We start from the raw sequence: 15,331 nt of genomic DNA, 5'->3' as shown, positions 1-15,331 counted from the left end.
GGTTACTTGCTCTCCTCGGTGCGGGCGGTGGCGACGGCGGACTCGTTCCCGCCGAGCAGCAGATACAGGACCGCCATGCGGATCGAGACGCCGTTGGCGACCTGCTCGACGGCGGTGCAGCGGTCGGAGTCCGCGACCTCCGCGGTGATCTCCATGCCGCGGTTCATGGGGCCGGGGTGCATCACGATGGCGTGCTCCGGCATCCGCGCCATGCGGTCGCCGTCCAGGCCGTAGCGGCGGGCGTACTCCCGCTCGGTGGGGAAGAACGCGGCGTTCATCCGCTCGCGCTGGACGCGCAGCATCATCACGGCGTCGGTCTTGCCGACCACCGCGTCCAGGTCGTAGGCGACCTCGCAGGGCCAGCTCTCCACGCCGAAGGGGACCAGCGTCGGCGGGGCGACCAGGGTGACCTCGGCGCCCAGGGTGGCCAGCAGATGGACGTTGGAGCGGGCCACCCGGCTGTGCAGGATGTCGCCGACGATCGTGACCCGGCGCCCGGCCAGGTCCTGTCCGACGCCGGAGACCTCCGGGATCAGATGGCGGCGCATGGTGAAGGCGTCGAGCAGCGCCTGGGTGGGGTGCTCATGGGTGCCGTCGCCCGCGTTCACCACGGCGCCGTTGATCCAGCCGGAGGTGGCCAGCCGGTGCGGGGCGCCGGAGGCGTGGTGGCGGATCACCACGGCGTCGGCGCCCATCGCCTCCAGGGTGAGCGCGGTGTCCTTCAGGGACTCGCCCTTGGAGACCGAGGAGCCCTTGGCGGAGAAGTTGATGACGTCGGCGGACAGCCGCTTGGCGGCCGCCTCGAAGGAGATGCGGGTGCGGGTGGAGTCCTCGAAGAAGAGGTTGACGACGGTACGGCCGCGCAGGGTCGGCAGTTTCTTGATCGGCCGGTCGGCGAGCCGGGCCAGTTCCTCGGCGGTGTCGAGGATCAGGACGGCATCGTCGCGCGAGAGGTCGGCGGCCGAGATGAGGTGGCGCTTCATCCGGTTGCTCCGTGGGTGAAGGAGGTGTGCGGGCGTGCGGGCGGGCAGGCGCGGGGACCGGTGTCATGGCGGCACCGGTGGTCCGTCGGGCGGGTCCCCCGGGGTCGCCGGGGCGGCACTCGCCGTCGGTGAGGGGCGCTACTTCCCGTCCGCGGGGGTGGTCTCGCGCAGCCCGAGGAGCACGCTGTCGCGGCCGTCCTCCTCGGTGAGCTGGACCTTGACCGTCTCCCGCAGCGACGTGGGGAGGTTTTTGCCGACATAGTCGGCGCGGATCGGCAGTTCACGGTGACCACGGTCGACGAGGACCGCGAGCTGGACCGCGCGCGGCCGCCCGATGTCACCGAGGGCGTCGAGCGCGGCGCGGATGGTGCGGCCGGAGAAGAGCACATCGTCGACGAGGACCACCAGACGGCCGTCGATGCCGTCGTCGGGGATCTCGGTACGGGCGAGTGCGCGGGCCGGGCGCAGCCTCAGGTCGTCGCGGTACATCGTGATGTCGAGCGAGCCGACCGGGATCCGGCCGGGCTTGCCGGTGATCTCTTCGAGCCGGGCGGCCAGCCGCCGGGCGAGAAAGACACCACGGGTGGGAATGCCGAGCAGCACCACGTCATCGGCGCCTTTGGCGCGCTCGACGATCTCGTGGGCGATGCGGGTGAGAACGCGCGCGATATCCGGTGCTTCCAGCACCGAGCGCGCGGCGTCAGAGGTTCGGGCGTCCATACGAAACGGACCTCCTTCTCCGCCTCACGGGACGGACCTTAAAGGACGGTCGGATTTGCGCCATTCACACTAGCAGGAGTCCCGGGTGCTCCTGCCATCACCCCTGGCCGGAGCCCCTCCGCTCCGTTCGGCTTGACGAATGGAAATTACGCTGCGTAACCTCACAGTGAGTGACCAGCCGCGCGGCACAGCCGCACGTCGATACAGCGTCCGGGGAGCTTTATGTCCAGCGAATACGCCAAACAGCTCGGGGCCAAGCTCCGCGCCATCCGCACCCAGCAGGGCCTCTCCCTCCACGGTGTCGAGGAGAAGTCCCAGGGCCGCTGGAAGGCCGTGGTGGTGGGATCGTACGAGCGCGGCGACCGCGCCGTGACCGTGCAGCGTCTCGCCGAGCTGGCCGACTTCTACGGCGTCCCGGTGCAGGAGCTGCTTCCGGGCACGAGCCCGGCCGGGGCCGCCGAGCCGCCGCCGAAGCTGGTACTGGACCTTGAGCGACTGGCCCATGTGCCGGTCGAGAAGGCAGGCCCGCTGCAGCGGTATGCCGCGACGATCCAGAGCCAGCGTGGCGATTACAACGGCAAGGTGCTCTCGATCCGCCAGGACGACCTGCGCACCCTCGCCGTTATCTACGACCAGTCGCCGTCCGTGCTGACCGAACAGCTGATCAGCTGGGGTGTGCTGGGCGCCGACGCCCGCCGCGCGGTCCAGCACGAGGACGTCTGAGTCTCCGTCCCCTTTCCCCCTTCACCAGCAGAAACGTGCCGCCGGGGGCGGTGGAGCCCTTCCGGGTCCTCCACCGCCCCCGGCGGCTTTGTCGTATGACGCGCCTGTGCGGCGTATGACGCGCCTGTGCGGCGTCCGTCGTATGGCCCGGCGGTCCGGCTCGTGGTCCGGCGTGACGGCCCCGTCGCGGCTATGCCCGGTGCTCCGGGTGCTCCTGATCGCGACGCAGACTCGGCTTCAGCTCCTTGATACGGCCCAGCAGACCGTTGACAAAGGCCGGCGAGTCGTCGGTGGAGAACTCCTTGGCGAGCTGCACCGCCTCGTCGATCACCACCGCGTCCGGGGTCTCGTCCTCCCACACCAGCTCATACGCGCCCAGCCGGAGGATATTGCGGTCGACGACCGGCATCCGGTCCAGCGTCCAGCCCACCGCATAGGTGGCGATCAGCTCGTCGATCCGGCCGATGTGCTGCGCATATCCCTCGACGAGCTGCATCGTGTATTCGCTGACCGGCGGCTGCCGGTCGTCGGTCCGGGCGAGCCGGATCCAGTCCGCGAGCACGATCTGCACGGTGGTGCCGCGCTGATCGGCCTCGAAAAGGATCTGGAAGGCACGCTTACGGGCCTTGTTGCGGGCAGCCACGGTTAGTTGTTCACCCGACCGAGGTACTCGCCGGAGCGGGTGTCGACCTTGATCTTCTCACCGGTGGTGATGAACAGCGGCACGCCGATCTCGTAGCCGGTCTCCAGCTTGGCGGGCTTGGTGCCACCGGTGGAGCGGTCGCCCTGGACACCCGGCTCGGTGTACTCGATCACCAGCTCGACGGCGGCGGGGAGCTCGACGTACAGCGGGTTGCCCTCGTACATCGCCACGACGGCCTCGAAGCCCTCCAGCAGATAGCGGGCGTTGTCGCCCACGACCTCGGGGGTGATGTAGATCTGGTCGAAAGTGTCCATGTCCATGAACACAAAGCTCTCGCCGTCCTTGTACGAGAACTGCATGCCGCGCTTGTCGACATTGGCCGTCTCGACCTTCACGCCGGCGTTGAAGGTCTTGTCGACCACCTTGCCGGACAGCACGTTCTTGAGCTTGGTGCGCACGAAGGCGGGGCCCTTGCCGGGCTTGACGTGCTGGAACTCGACGACGGACCACAGCTGGCCGCCTTCGAGCTTGAGCACCAAGCCGTTCTTGAGGTCGTTCGTGGATGCCACGGTTGCGGGTTCTCCTGGACTACAGCTGGCGGAGACCAGAAAGCCGCCGGCGCACCCTGTTCTTCAGAGTGCGAGCAGCTCTTTGGTCGTGATGGTGAGTAGCTCGGGTCCGCCGTCCGCCTCGGGGCGGACGACGAGCGTGTCATCGATCCGGACACCGCCCCGTCCCGGGAGGTGGACCCCCGGCTCGACGGTGACCGGCACACAAGCGTCCAGTTTACCCATGGCGGACGGTGTGAGCCGAGGGTCCTCGTCGATTTCCAGGCCCACACCGTGTCCGGTGCACGGTTCGAGGGCGTCTCCGTAGCCCGCCGCGGTCAGCACCTGGCGGGTCACCCGGTCCACATCGCAGTACGCGCGGCCCGGCAACAGCGCCTCCCGCCCGGCCCGCTGGGCGGCGAAGACGGCATCGTACAACTCGACCTGCCAGTCCGCGGGCGAGGGTCCGATGACGAAGGTACGGCCCACCTGGCAGCGGTAGCCGCGGTAGTCGGCGCCCAGGCAGATGGTGAGGAAGTCGCCCTCCTCGACCCGCCGGTCGGTGGGCAGATGGCCGGGGCGCCCCGCGTTGGGCCCCGCCGCGACGACGGTGGGGAAGGCCGGGCCGTCCGCGCCGTGGTCCACCAGCCGGCGCTCCAGCTCCAGCGCCAGATGACGCTCGGTACGGCCCACCAGGATCGACTCCAGCAGCTCGCCGAGCGCCTGGTCGGCCAGCTCCCCGGCGATCCGCATACAGGAGATCTCCTCGTCGTCCTTGACGAGCCGCAACTGCTCGACGGCGCGGTCCAGATCGGCCAGACGGAGCCGGGGGGCGGCGGCGCCGAGCGCCCGATGGCGGGCGACGGTCAGATCGTGCTCCTCGACGGCCAGCGAGTCGGCGCCGTCCGCCGCGGCCAGGTCGGCGGCGGCCACCGCCGGATCGCCGTCCGCGCCGGGCAGGACGAGCAGCCGCGGCTCCTCCGAACGCGTCGGGCCGAAGGAGAGGTGGGGGGAGAGCGGTGGGGCGGACGGGATCTCGGTGGCCACCAGCACATCCTGGACGGGGCCGAGCAGCAGCACGGCCCCGGGCGGCACGGCGCCGCACAGGTAGCGCACATTGGCGGGCCGGGACACCAGCGCCGCCGCGCTCCCGGCCGCGGTGCACTGATCGTGCAGACGGGCACGTCGGGCCGCGTACACCTCGGACATGTCCCCGAGCGTACGCACGCTCGGGGGCCTTGGCTCCTCCAGTGGCTCCGGCGAGTGAGCCGACGCCGCCCGCGGCGGCGCAGAGCGCCCCGGAGGCGAACCGAGCCGCAAAAAACCGGGGCGGCCTTGGTTACCAGCTCGGTGGGCTCGCGATGGAGCGGGTGACGACCTCGTCGAGCATGCGGGCCGTGGTCTCCACGTCATACGTGGAGTTGTCGATGATCGGCAGGCCGGAGCCGTACCACCCGGCCATCCGGCCGTGGATCCGCGCCACCTCCTCGTCGCTGAGGCGGCGGTTGCCGGTGCGGGCCGCGTTCCGCTCCAGGACGATCTCCAGGCCCGGAAGGACCACCACCGGCAGCAGACCGGGTCCGACATGGCGCTTCCAGCCGCCGAGGCCGACGACCGGGCGGTCCGGGAAGACGGCGTCGTCGAGGATGCAGGAGATCCCGTTGGCCAGGAAGTTACGGGCGGCGAAGCCGCAGGTGCGGCGGGCGAGACGGTACTGCGCCTCGGAGTTCTCGTTCCACCCCGACTGGGGGTTGGCGAAACCGGACCGGACCCACTCCCGCACATCGTCCAGGCTGATGTGCGCGGTCGGCACCCGGCGCCGGTCGGCCCAGTGGCGCGCGACCGTCGTCTTGCCCGCCCCGGCCGGTCCGATCAGCAGCACCGCCACCGCCGCCTGCGAGACATCGGCGAGCGACGGGTCGGCCGGGGGGTGCGGCAGCGGCACCGGACCGCCGGGCGGGAGCTGGATATGGCCGGTGGTGTTCACCGTCTCCAGCGGAGCCCCGGGGTGCGCGGGCGGGGCCGGCGGAGGCGATACCGGATGTTGCGCGGGCGGTGCGGGGTGCCCGGGCACCGGAGGCGCGGGCGGGGCGGGGGGATTGGGGTGAGGTCCCGGGTGATGGTTCGCACTCGCGCCCTGGGCCCAGCCCGCACCCTGCGGACCGGGCACCGGCCCCGGCTGGTGGGGCGGTGGCAGCGGAGCTCCCACTGCATGCTGCATCCGGTGGCACTCCGTCTCGTACAGGCAGTTCTCATCGGACAACTGTCACGTGTGATAGGGCGGTGAGGCCGCTCCTACCGAACGGTACCTGCCCAGAGCGTCGCTGTGTGAACGCCCCGCAAACCCGTTGTGTGCCCACCACGCCTTGCCGGCCAGGCAATTCGTCCGACAAGGGCCGCAACTGCGAGGGCTGGGGAGCTGTTCGAAAGCCCGCGGCGGTGCCGCGGGCTTTCGAGGGCGATGACAGAGTTGTGACGGAGCGAGACGGACGCCTCGGCGTCAGCGGGAGATCTCGGCGTACGCGGCGAGCAGCACCGCCGGGTCCGGGCCCTCCAGGACGGTGGGCTTGGCGAGACCGTCCAGGACGATGAAGCGCAGCAGGTCACCGCGGGACTTCTTGTCGACCCGCATGGTCTCCAGCAGCTTGGGCCACTGGTCGCCCCGGTAGGTGAGCGGCAGGCCCACGGACTCCAGGACGGCGCGGTGGCGGTCGGCCGTGGCGTCGTCCAGACGGCCCGCCAGCCGCCCCAGCTCGGCGGCGAAGACCATGCCCACGGAAACGGCCGCGCCATGGCGCCAGTTGTAGCGCTCGTTCTTCTCGATGGCGTGGGCGAGCGTATGCCCGTAGTTGAGGATCTCCCGCAGCCCGGACTCCTTGAGGTCGCTGGAGACGACCTCGGCCTTGACCCGGATGGAGCGCTCGATGAGCTCGGCGGTATGCGGTCCGGCGGGGGTGCGGGCGGCGGCCGGGTCCCGCTCGATCAGCTCCAGGATCTCCGGGTCGGCGATGAAGCCCGCCTTGATGATCTCGGCGAGCCCGCTGATGTAGTCGTTGACCGGCAGCGAGTCCAGCGCGGCCAGATCGCACAGCACCCCGGCCGGGGGGTGGAAGGCGCCGACGAGGTTCTTGCCCTCGGCTGTATTGATCCCGGTCTTGCCGCCGACGGCGGCGTCGACCATGGCGAGCACGGTCGTGGGGACGGCGATCCAGCGCACGCCGCGCAGCCAGGTCGCGGCGACGAATCCGGCGACATCGGTGGTCGCGCCGCCGCCGACGCCGACGATCACATCGGTGCGGGTGAAGCCGGTCTGCCCGAGCGCCTTCCAGCAGTACGCGGCGACCTCGGCGGTCTTGGCCTCCTCGCCGTTGGGCAGCTGGATCGCGACGGCGTCGTACCCCTGCTCGGCGAGGTCCTGGCGGATGGCCTCACCGGTCTCGGCCAGCGCCTCGGGGTGCAGGACGGCGACGCGCTTGGCCGCGCCGAGCAGCCCGGGGAGCTCACCGAGGAGCTGCCGGCCGATCAGCACCTCGTACGGCGCGGTGCCCGCGGTGCCTCCGACCTGGATGCGCGTAGGAGTATCGGCCACAGGGGGTGTCATGCGTTCTTCAACTCCAGTACGTCCAGGACGGCCTCGGCGACGTCCTCGGGGGTGCGGTCCTCGGTCGACACGGCGGCGCGGGCGACCTCGGTGTACAGCGGGCGGCGCTGCTCCATCAGCTCACGCCAGCGCTGGCGCGGGTTGACCGTGAGCAGCGGGCGCGGGGCGTCCAGACCGGTGCGCTTGACGGCCTCGGCGACGCCCATCTCCAGGAAGACGACGGGGAGGCCGACGAGCAGCTCACGGGTGCCCTCGTCCAGGACGGCGCCGCCGCCCAGCGCGAGCACGCCCCGGTGCTCGGCGACGGCGGTCCGTACGGCCTGCCGCTCCAGCTCACGGAAGTGCGGCTCGCCCTCGTCGATGAAGATCTCCGAGATCTCCTTGCCCGCCGTCGCGACGATGTCGGTGTCGCTGTCGCGGAAGGTGGTGCCGAGCCGCTGCGCGAGCACCTGCCCGACGGTGGTCTTCCCGACGCCCATGGGCCCGACCAGCACGACGACGGGACCCTCCCCGACCTGCCCGCTCACCGAATGGCCAGGTTCTCGAGGAAGCTCTGAACGTTACGCCGCGTCTCGGCGATCGAGTCGCCGCCGAACTTCTCGGCGACCGCGTCCGCCAGGACCAGCGCGACCATCGCCTCGGCGACGATCCCGGCCGCCGGGACGGCGCAGACGTCGGAGCGCTGGTGGTGGGCCTTGGTCGGCTCGCCCGTGGTCACATCGATCGTGGCCAGCGCCTTCGGTACGGTCGCGATCGGCTTCATCGCGGCCCGGACGCGCAACAGCTCGCCGGTGGTCAGCCCGCCCTCGGTACCACCCGAGCGGCCCGAGGAGCGCCGGATGCCCTCGTCCGTGGAGACGATCTCGTCATGGGCCTTGGAGCCTGGCACCCGCGCGAGGTCGAAGCCGTCACCGACCTCGACGCCCTTGATGGCCTGGATGCCCATCAGCGCAGCGGCCAGCCGTGCGTCGAGCCGGCGGTCCCAGTGCACATGGGAGCCGAGGCCCACCGGCACGCCGTACGCGAGCACCTCGACGACGCCGCCGAGGGTGTCGCCGTCCTTGTGGGCCTGGTCGATCTCGGCCACCATCGCCTTGCTCGCGTCGGCGTCCAGGCAGCGCACCGGGTCGGCGTCCAGCTTCTCGACGTCGGAGGGCTTGGGGTAGACGCCGTAGGGCGCCCTCGCGGCGGCCAGCTCCACCACATGCGAGACGATCTCGATCCCGGCCGTCTCCTTGAGGTAGGAGCGGGCGACGGTGCCCAGCGCCACCCGGGCGGCGGTCTCGCGGGCGCTGGCGCGCTCCAGGATCGGCCGGGCCTCGTCGAAGCCGTACTTCTGCATACCGGCCAGGTCCGCGTGGCCGGGGCGGGGCCGGGTCAGCGGGGCGTTACGGGCGAGTCCCTCGAGGATCTCGGGGTCCACCGGGTCGGCGGCCATGACCTGCTCCCACTTCGGCCACTCCGTGTTGCCGACCATGATCGCAACCGGGGAGCCGAGGGTCAGTCCGTGCCGTACGCCGCCGATGAAGGTGACCTCGTCGCGCTCGAACTTCATCCGGGCACCGCGGCCATAGCCGAGCCGCCGGCGGGCCAGGGCGTCCGCCACCATGTCGGTGGTGATCGGCACCCCGGCGGGCAGCCCCTCCAGCGTCGCCACGAGTGCGGGGCCGTGCGACTCCCCCGCGGTCAGCCAGCGCAACCTGCTCAACGGTGCTCCCTCATGCGCGTGCCTCGACGTCTTGCGGCGCGACCCGGTCCGCGCGACTCCGGCCCGCACCTCCGATCCTCCCACGACCCGGGAGTCCCATCGGTGCATGGTCCATGGGGTGGACGGTCGCGGCGGGCCGGGGACGGCCCGGGGGCAGTCGCGGCGGGCGGGTCAGGGGCCGACGAGGGGCCCATGAGGCGGGTCAGCGGGCCGCCAGGGCCTCGCGCATCGCGGCCAGGGGCGCGGGGGCGCGGCCCGTCATCTGCTCGACCTGGAGTACCGCCTGGTGGACCAGGAGGTCCAGACCGCCGACGACCGAGCCGTCGTGGACCGCCCAGGCGGCGGCGAGCGGGGTCGGCCAGGGCTCGTAGAGGACGTCGAAGAGTGCGCCGGGGCGGTCCGGTACCGACGCGGCGAGCGCGTCGGTGGTGCCCGCGGGGGTGGTGGCGATCACCAGGGGCGCGCCGAGCGCCTCGGCCGCGTCGCCCCAGTCCGCCGTGCGCACCGGGACGCCCAGCCGCTCGCCCCACTGCCGCATCTCGGCGGCGCGGGCCTCGCTGCGGACGTACGCGGTGACCTCGCCGTCGCAGATCCGGGAGAGCGCGGCCAGCGCGGAGGAGGCCGTGGCGCCGGCGCCCAGCACGGCGGCGCGCTCCACCCGCCCGACGCCGCGCTCCCGCAGGGCCGCCAGCATGCCCGGGATATCGGTGTTGTCCCCGTGCCTGCGGCCGTCGTCGGTGAAGACGACCGTGTTGACGGCCTCCACCGATGCCGCGGTGTCGGTGATCTCGTCCAGCAGCGGGATGACGGCGCGCTTGAGCGGCATGGTCAGGGACAGCCCGGCCCAGGCCGGTCCCCCGTCCTCGCCGAGGTGTTTGAAGAAGTCCGGCAACGCGGTCTCGTTCACCTCGAAGCGGTCGTACGTCCAGCCGGTCAGGCCCAGTTCGCGGTAGGCGGCGCGGTGCAGCACCGGTGACAGGGAGTGGGTGATCGGCGAACCGAGCACGGCTGCCCTGCGGTTTTCCGACATCTTTCCTCAGCCGTTGTTCGTGCGCTGCTTATTGAACTTGTCGACCCACTTCTGGTGATCCGCGTAGGTCTTGGAGAACTGGCTCGTCTTGCCGTCGAGCGAGATGAAGTAATACCAGCCGTCGCTGGTCGGGTTCATCGCCGCTTTCAGCGCGTCATGGCCCGGGTTTCCGATCGGACCGGGCGGCAGTCCCTTGTAGAAGTACGTGTTGTACGGGTTGTTGTACTGCTTGATCTCATTGATCGGGATATCGATCTTGCTCTGATTCTTGATGTAGTTGTACGTGGAGTCGAATTCCAGCTTGCCGTACGTCTCGGGATTCGCGGGCTTGAGCCGGTTGTAGATGACCTCGGCCATCTTCCGGAAGTCGTCGTGGGTGACGCCCTCCGCCTGGACCAGGCTGGCCACGCTGATCAGCTGGAGCGGGGACTTGAGGCCCAGCTCCTTCGCCTTGCCCTCCAGGTCCTGGCTGCCGTAGTTCCGATTGGCCTCGGCGACCATCTTCCGCAGCACGTCAGCGGGTTTGGCGCCCTTGCCCACGCTATAGCGGGACGGGTAGAGGAACCCTTCCAGCGGATCCTTGATCTTGCTGTTGTCGTCGGCCCAGGAAGGCAGCCCGAGGTTTTTCGCCTCCTTCTTGGCGATGTCCGCGGTGGTCCCCGCCTTGACGCCGACCTTCTTGTCGATCGCCGCGTAGATCGCGGCGTCGCGCATGCCCTCGGTGACGATCAGGGCGTTGCTGCTGGTGGGGTCGAGCATCAGCTTGACCGCCGCCGCGCCGGACATCTCCTTGCGCAGGCTGTAGGTGCCCGGCTGGACGAACTTGCCGCTGTCCTCCACCGCCTCGACGAAGGCGCCACTGCTCTTGACCACGCCCTTGTCGGCGAGGATCGAGCCGATCTCGGCATTGCCGGAGCCGGAGGGAACCTCCACCTCGATCCGGCCGGTGCCGTCGCCGGAGTAGTCGGGTGCGGGGCCGAAGCGGGTCTGCCAGAAGTCGTAGGCGTAGTAGCCGCCTCCGCCGACGGCACCCACCAGGACGACGGTGACGAAGAGGCACGCCACGCCGCTGCGGCGCTTCTTGGGCTTGCCCTTGCCCTTCTTGCCGCCGCGCGCGCCGGGCTCGTCGTCGTCATCGTCATCGTCCGCCGCGTCGTCCAGGCCCCGGCCGCCGCCGTCCGTGAAGAACGGATGGTCGTCCTCGGCGTCCGCCCGGGCGGACTGCTCCTCGGGGGACTCACGCTGGCGCGGCACCTGGTGCTCTGCGGGCACCGTGGGCATCTGCTGTGTCTGCGGGGGCACATGAGCGCCCTGAGGTCCCGACGGGGCCTGCGGTGACTGCTGTTGTCCCTGGTAGACGTCCTGGGCCGGGTAGGAAGCGCCCTGGCCCCCGTAGGGATCCTGCGGGTCCATGCCCCCGTACGAGCCGTCCTGGGGCGGGTACGGAACACCCTGGCCGGGGTACTCCTGCGGGTGCCGCTGATGCGGGTAGCCGCCGTCCTGGCCGTCCCACTGGGGCTGCTGGTGCTGCTGGTGCTGCTGGGGATCCTGCTGGTATCCGTGCGGATACTGCTGGTGCCCGTAGGGATCCTGGGCGTACGCGTCCTGCCCGTAGGAGCCCTGACCGTAGGGATCCTGGCCGTAGACCTCCTGTGCGTAGGGGTCCTGCGCGTACGGCTCCTGAGCGTAGGGGGCCTGCGCATGGGGATCCTGACCGGCCACCGTGGGCTGGCCGCTCCACTCCCGGTCCCCGTACAGCGGATCCTCGGGATGCCACGGTTGGGAGCCGGGTCCCCGGCCGTACTCAGTCATCGATCCCCTAGCGACGGAGGTGGTCACCGCCCGGCGTGTTCGTGGCACGGGTGGCGGCGGCCATGTCGCGCGGAACGTTACCGTACCGCGATCAGATGACCACTTCGACGGCTTCTCCGGGGGCCCGGCCCGAGACCCGCTCGGTCTCCAGCGCGCTCTGCAGGATCACCACGGCGGCCGCCTGGTCAACGACCGAGCGGCCCTTCTTCGACGTCACCCCGGAGGCGCGCAGCCCCTGGGACGCTGTGACAGTGGTCATACGCTCGTCGACGAGCCGTACCGGCACCGGGGCGACCCGACGCGCCAACTCCCGTGCGAAGGTGCGCACTTTGGTCGCGGCCGGCCCCTCGCGCCCGCTGAGCGAGCGCGGCAGGCCGACCACCACCTCGAGTGGTTCGTACTCCTCGACGAGCGCCGCGAGCCGCTTGTGGGCGGCCGGGATGTCACGTCCCGGCACGGTCTCCACGGGGGTGGCCAGGATCCCGTCGGGGTCGCACGAGGCGACCCCGATCCGGGCGTCCCCGACGTCGATGGCGATCCGCCTGCCGCGTCGCACGGCGATCAGGCCGATTCCTGGACAAGCCGCTCGACGGCCTGGACGGCCTCGCCGACGGCGTCCGGGTTCTGCCCGCCGCCCTGGGCCACGTCCGGCTTGCCGCCGCCTCCGCCGCCGAGCGTCTTGGCGGCGGCGCGGACCAGGTCACCGGCCTTCAGACCGCGCTCACGGGCGGCCTCATTGGTGGCGATCACGGTCAGCGGACGGCCGCCCGCCACGGTGAAGAGGGCGACGACGGCCGGGCGGTCACCCGGGATGCGCCCGCGCACGTCCAGGACCAGCTTGCGCAGATCGTCGGCGGAGGTGCCGTCCGGCACCTTGGCGGCGACCAGGGCCGTGCCCCGGACGTCCTTGGCGCCCTGGGCGAGACCGGCGGCGGCCTGCAGCACCTTCTCGGCGCGGAACCGCTCGATCTCCTTCTCGGCCTCCTTGAGCTTGCCCAGCATGCCGGAGATCTTCTCCGGGAGCTCCTCGGGGCGGCCCTTGACCAGGTCGGTGAGCTGGGAGACGACCGTGTGCTCACGGGCGAGGAAATTGTAGGCGTCCACGCCCACCAGGGCCTCGACCCGGCGCACACCGGAGCCGATGGAGGATTCGCCGAGCAGCTTCACCAGACCCAGCTGGGCGGTGTTGTGCACATGCGTGCCACCGCACAGCTCCTTGGAGAAGTCGCCGATGGTCACCACGCGCACCCGGTCGCCGTACTTCTCGCCGAACTCGGCGATGGCGCCCTGCTTCTTGGCCTCGTCCATGCTCATCACCTCGGCGGAGACGTCGAGTTCCCGCGAGAGCACTTCGTTGATCTTCTGCTCGACGTCCATGAGGACCCCGCCGGGCACGGCGGCCGGCGAGCCGAAGTCGAAGCGGAAGCGGCCGGGCGAGTTCTCCGAACCGGCCTGGGCGGCGGTGGGGCCCAGGGCGTCGCGCAGCGCCTGGTGGGTGAGGTGGGTGGCGCTGTGGGCGCGGGCGATGGCGCGGCGGCGCGTGACGTCGATCCGGGCGTGGACACCGGCGCCGACCGTCACCTCGCCGACCTGGACGACGCCCTTGTGCACGCTGACGCCGGGCACCGGCTGCTGGACGTCCCGGACCTCCACCACGGCGCCGGTGTCCAGCTTGATCCGGCCGGTGTCGGCGAGCTGGCCGCCGCCCTCGGCGTAGAACGGGGTGCGGTCCAGGACGACCTCGACCTCGTCGCCCTCGGTGGCGGCGGGCGAGGACACCCCGTCGACCAGCAGACCGACGATGGTGGACTCGCCCTCGGTGTGGCTGTAGCCGGTGAACTCGGTCAGGCCGGAGCTGTCGGCCACCTCGCGGTAGGCGGACAGGTCGGCGTGGCCGGTCTTCTTGGCCTTGGCGTCGGCCTTGGCGCGCTCCCGCTGCTCCTTCATCAGCCGGCGGAAGCCCGCCTCGTCCACCGAGAGGCCCTGTTCGGCGGCCATCTCGAGGGTGAGGTCGATCGGGAAGCCCCAGGTGTCGTGGAGCAGGAACGCCTTGTCGCCGGCGAGCACGCTGCCACCGGCGGCCTTGGTGTCGGTGACGGCGGTGTCGAGGATGTTGGTGCCGGCCTTGAGCGTCTTGAGGAAGGCCGACTCCTCGGCGAGGGCGACGGTCTCGATGCGCTTGCGGTCGGTCAGCAGCTCCGGGTACTGCTGGCCCATCGTCTTGAGGACGACGTCGACCAGCTCGCCGACGACCGGCTCGGTGGCGCCGAGGAGGCGCATGTTGCGGATGGCGCGGCGCATGATGCGGCGCAGCACATAGCCGCGGCCCTCGTTGCCGGGGGTGACGCCGTCGCCGATGAGCATGACGGAGGTGCGCATGTGGTCGGCGACCACGCGCAGTGCGACGTCGGTGTCATGGGCGGCGCCGTAGGCGACCCCGGTCAGCTCGGTGGCCTTGTCCATGACGACGCGCAGGGTGTCGGTCTCGTACATGTTCTGCACGCCCTGCAGGATCATCGCGAGGCGCTCGAGGCCGAGGCCGGTGTCGATGTTCTTGCTGGGCAGCTCGCCGAGGATCGGGAAGCTCTCCTTGCCCTCGCCCGGACCGCGCTCGTACTGCATGAAGACCAGGTTCCAGATCTCCACGTAGCGCTCGTCGTTGACGGCCGGGCCGCCCTCCTCGCCGAACTCCGGACCACGGTCGTAGTTGATCTCGGAGCAGGGGCCGCAGGGGCCGGGGACGCCCATGGACCAGTAGTTCGGGCCCATGCCCAGGCGCTGGATGCGCTCGGCGGGGACGCCGATCACCTCGCGCCAGATGCGCTCGGCCTCGTCGTCCTGCTCATAGACGGTGATCCACAGCCGCTCGGGGTCGAGGCCGTAGCCGCCCTCCTCCTGGGAGCCGGTCAGCAGCTCCCAGGCGTACTTGATGGCGCCTTCCTTGAAGTAGTCGCCGAACGAGAAGTTCCCGCACATCTGGAAGAAGGTGCCGTGCCGGGTGGTCTTGCCGACCTCTTCGATGTCCGGGGTGCGCACGCACTTCTGCACGCTGACGGCGCGGTCGAAGGGCGGCTTGACCTCGCCGAGGAAGTACGGCTTGAAGGGGACCATGCCCGCGGGGACCAGCAGCAGCGTCGGGTCGTCCGCGATGAGCGACGCCGACGGCACGACGGTGTGCCCGCGCTCCTCGAAGAAGCGCAGCCAGCGGCGGCGGATTTCAGCCGACTCCATCAGTGGTCCTCATTTCCGGCTTTGTGGAGCTTGTGGGGAGTGGTGTGGGTGAGCTGGGCCCGGCCCCGCTGGGCCGGGAGCTGCTTGCGGTCGTCCGGCGGTGGCGCCGAGAGCCCGAGCGCGTCCTTGAGCGCGGCCTCGCGGTCGGCCATGCCGTCCCGTACGTCGAGGGCGAAGACCTTGATCCGCCGGCCCGCCAGCACCGCGCGGTCGGCGGCCTGCGCCGCCAGACTCTCCGGGGTGAGCTGGTTGAGCTTGCGGTTGACCTTGGTGGTGGCCCACACTCCGGCGGCGACGCCGGTGGTGAACCAGAATGTGCGGCGGAACATCCG

At 70.9% G+C, this 15,331-nt stretch carries 15 protein-coding genes; 1 reads left to right on the top strand and 14 read right to left on the bottom strand.

Annotated features, from left to right (window positions below; all coding sequences use genetic code 11):
* Positions 1 to 2 precede the first annotated feature (2 nt).
* Entirely contained in the window at positions 3 to 983 is a 981-nt protein-coding gene (locus BLV72_RS30075; RefSeq protein WP_093466168.1) for an aspartate carbamoyltransferase catalytic subunit, read from the bottom strand.
* A 138-nt stretch (positions 984 to 1,121) separates the two neighbouring features.
* Entirely contained in the window at positions 1,122 to 1,703 is a 582-nt protein-coding gene (gene pyrR / locus BLV72_RS30070) for a bifunctional pyr operon transcriptional regulator/uracil phosphoribosyltransferase PyrR (protein WP_037951650.1), read from the bottom strand.
* Between the two features lie 222 nt (positions 1,704 to 1,925).
* Here pyrR and bldD point away from each other — a divergent pair, with 222 nt between their 5' ends.
* Positions 1,926 to 2,426 carry a transcriptional regulator BldD gene (gene bldD, locus BLV72_RS30065; protein WP_014056259.1) on the top strand — a complete coding sequence of 167 codons (501 nt, stop codon included), beginning with the start codon at positions 1,926 to 1,928 and terminating at the stop codon, positions 2,424 to 2,426.
* Between the two features lie 190 nt (positions 2,427 to 2,616).
* On the opposite strand, the gene nusB is transcribed toward bldD, so the two are convergent.
* The 12 genes from nusB to BLV72_RS30005 form a co-directional block, all read right to left on the bottom strand.
* Positions 2,617 to 3,069: a transcription antitermination factor NusB gene (nusB, locus tag BLV72_RS30060; RefSeq protein ID WP_078639854.1), complete on the bottom strand. Its 453-nt coding sequence runs from the start codon at positions 3,067 to 3,069 to the stop codon at positions 2,617 to 2,619.
* Between the two features lie 2 nt (positions 3,070 to 3,071).
* Positions 3,072 to 3,638 carry an elongation factor P gene (efp, locus tag BLV72_RS30055; protein ID WP_059146782.1) on the bottom strand — a complete coding sequence of 189 codons (567 nt, stop codon included), beginning with the start codon at positions 3,636 to 3,638 and terminating at the stop codon, positions 3,072 to 3,074.
* A gap of 63 nt (positions 3,639 to 3,701) precedes the next feature.
* Entirely contained in the window at positions 3,702 to 4,826 is a 1,125-nt protein-coding gene (locus tag BLV72_RS30050) for an aminopeptidase P family protein (RefSeq protein ID WP_093466166.1), read from the bottom strand.
* A gap of 130 nt (positions 4,827 to 4,956) precedes the next feature.
* Positions 4,957 to 5,838, bottom strand: coding sequence for a Pro-rich N-terminal domain-containing protein (locus tag BLV72_RS30045; RefSeq protein WP_093470631.1), 882 nt, complete (start codon positions 5,836 to 5,838; stop codon positions 4,957 to 4,959).
* Between the two features lie 279 nt (positions 5,839 to 6,117).
* Entirely contained in the window at positions 6,118 to 7,218 is a 1,101-nt protein-coding gene (aroB, locus tag BLV72_RS30040; protein WP_093466165.1) for a 3-dehydroquinate synthase, read from the bottom strand.
* Positions 7,215 to 7,697, bottom strand: a complete 483-nt coding sequence (locus BLV72_RS30035) for a shikimate kinase (protein WP_093470630.1) — start codon at positions 7,695 to 7,697, stop codon at positions 7,215 to 7,217. Before BLV72_RS30035 ends, aroB begins: the two co-directional genes overlap by 4 nt.
* Before the next feature lie 44 nt (positions 7,698 to 7,741).
* The gene (aroC, locus tag BLV72_RS30030) at positions 7,742 to 8,926 is read right to left on the bottom strand and encodes a chorismate synthase (RefSeq protein ID WP_093466163.1); all 1,185 of its coding nucleotides are present in this window, start codon (positions 8,924 to 8,926) and stop codon (positions 7,742 to 7,744) included.
* Between the two features lie 202 nt (positions 8,927 to 9,128).
* Positions 9,129 to 9,956 carry a shikimate dehydrogenase gene (locus BLV72_RS30025; protein WP_093466162.1) on the bottom strand — a complete coding sequence of 276 codons (828 nt, stop codon included), beginning with the start codon at positions 9,954 to 9,956 and terminating at the stop codon, positions 9,129 to 9,131.
* Between the two features lie 6 nt (positions 9,957 to 9,962).
* Complete coding sequence (mltG, locus tag BLV72_RS30020; protein WP_093466160.1) at positions 9,963 to 11,768, bottom strand: endolytic transglycosylase MltG; 1,806 nt, start codon at positions 11,766 to 11,768, stop codon at positions 9,963 to 9,965.
* 91 nt (positions 11,769 to 11,859) lie between these two features.
* Positions 11,860 to 12,330, bottom strand: coding sequence for a Holliday junction resolvase RuvX (gene ruvX / locus BLV72_RS30015; protein WP_093466159.1), 471 nt, complete (start codon positions 12,328 to 12,330; stop codon positions 11,860 to 11,862).
* Positions 12,330 to 14,999 carry an alanine--tRNA ligase gene (alaS, locus tag BLV72_RS30010; RefSeq protein ID WP_093466157.1) on the bottom strand — a complete coding sequence of 890 codons (2,670 nt, stop codon included), beginning with the start codon at positions 14,997 to 14,999 and terminating at the stop codon, positions 12,330 to 12,332. The genes ruvX and alaS overlap by 1 nt, the downstream gene beginning before the upstream one ends.
* On the bottom strand, positions 14,999 to 15,328 hold the full coding sequence (locus BLV72_RS30005; protein WP_093466156.1) for a DUF6167 family protein: 330 nt from the start codon (positions 15,326 to 15,328) through the stop codon (positions 14,999 to 15,001). The genes alaS and BLV72_RS30005 overlap by 1 nt, the downstream gene beginning before the upstream one ends.
* Between the last annotated feature and the right edge of the window lie 3 nt (positions 15,329 to 15,331).

The organism is Streptomyces melanosporofaciens (genome assembly GCF_900105695.1).
Lineage (GTDB): Bacteria > Actinomycetota > Actinomycetes > Streptomycetales > Streptomycetaceae > Streptomyces > Streptomyces antimycoticus.
This window is presented reverse-complemented; position numbering and strand designations above follow the sequence as displayed.